Here is a 1,154-nt window from a genome sequence, read left to right on the forward strand (position 1 = left end):
AGCCAGCAGGAAGTATGGAACCAGTCCGAACACCAATCCCAACAACACCATTCCGCCGACGACACCGACGATGATGCCGAATCCGTTCCACGGTTGAGGGCTCGGACCGAGTGCGCCGCGACTGAATGTCCACACTGGTGCGCGGTACTCGACGGCAGTGGGCTGGTGCGGGTGAATGCTGACGGCCATTTCTGCCGGCCCGACCCGCGACGGGAGGTAGTACGGCACGTAGACCTGCAGGTGGTAGTTGCCGGGCGGTACCAGGATCACGTTGTGTCCCCAGCGCGTGTGCGGGACGTCCCAACCGTTGACAAGGATCTTGGGACGGACGAAGGCGAATAGGAACGCGAGCACAAAGTGTTGGGCGTCGATGACGATCGCCGACTGCGGTGCTGGACCGAAGTTGTAGCTCGGCGTCATCAAATTCAAAACCTCGTCTCGATCAGCGCTCGTACAGACTGTCGATGAAGGCAGCCATGTTCTGTTCGATGATCTCGTGCTGCCAGCCCGCGATGATGGGGAACAGCTCGATGTAGGTGATGTCCTGAGACGTGATGCGCGCGAACGGACCCGGTCGTCGGTAGTTGGTCACGACGTGTGTGGTGGCGTCGAACAGTTCCTGCCGAAGATGCAGAGGTGCGATCAGCAGGTCGTCGTTGACGACGTTCGCCTGATGGATGTAGAAGGCGGCGTGGTCGGCGTCCATCATGGGATCGTCGGCGGCGTGCAGATTCCACAGGAGCGAAAAGGCTTGTGCCTGTCGAGAACCGAGATGGCTGGTGTAGTCGACGCAGGGGCGCGGGAAGACATCGTCGGGGTGGAGGATCGGGAGCACGTGACCTCCCCGGGTCGGCGCAATTCAATCGTTTGGCCTGTTCATTGTGTCGTATCTGGAGGGCGATGCGCCACGTCCCGGCGCTATCGCGAACGTCGACGGACGATCGTGATCGCTAGCGACCCGACCAGCCAGGTCGTGGGGATCCACACGTAGCAGGACAGGACGTACCAGGAGCTCACCACGGCGAAGCCGCCCGCCAGGCTAGGGCTTCCGGGTCCGACGTGAGGTAAGACGCCGACACCCCAGACGACGAGCATGAAGGTGATGTAGCTGATGGGGATGGAGATCAGGAGGAGCTTCAGGGAGTACGGGCGAA

General features: G+C 61.5%; 3 protein-coding genes. All 3 read right to left on the reverse strand.

Going from position 1 to position 1,154, the window contains the following annotated elements; all coding sequences use genetic code 11:
- A partial coding sequence (locus QSJ19_RS26520; protein ID WP_286324042.1) for a hypothetical protein occupies window positions 1-420 on the reverse strand: 420 nt, incomplete at its 3' end.
- Window positions 421-442: 22 nt separating this feature from the next.
- Window positions 443-835: a hypothetical protein gene (locus QSJ19_RS26525; protein WP_286324044.1), complete on the reverse strand. Its 393-nt coding sequence runs from the start codon at window positions 833-835 to the stop codon at window positions 443-445.
- An 83-nt stretch (window positions 836-918) separates the two neighbouring features.
- Window positions 919-1,154, reverse strand: a 236-nt coding sequence (locus tag QSJ19_RS26530) for a hypothetical protein (RefSeq protein WP_286324045.1), incomplete at its 5' end; no start/stop codon positions are given.

This window comes from Gordonia sp. ABSL11-1, assembly GCF_030315685.1.
Taxonomy (GTDB): domain Bacteria; phylum Actinomycetota; class Actinomycetes; order Mycobacteriales; family Mycobacteriaceae; genus Gordonia.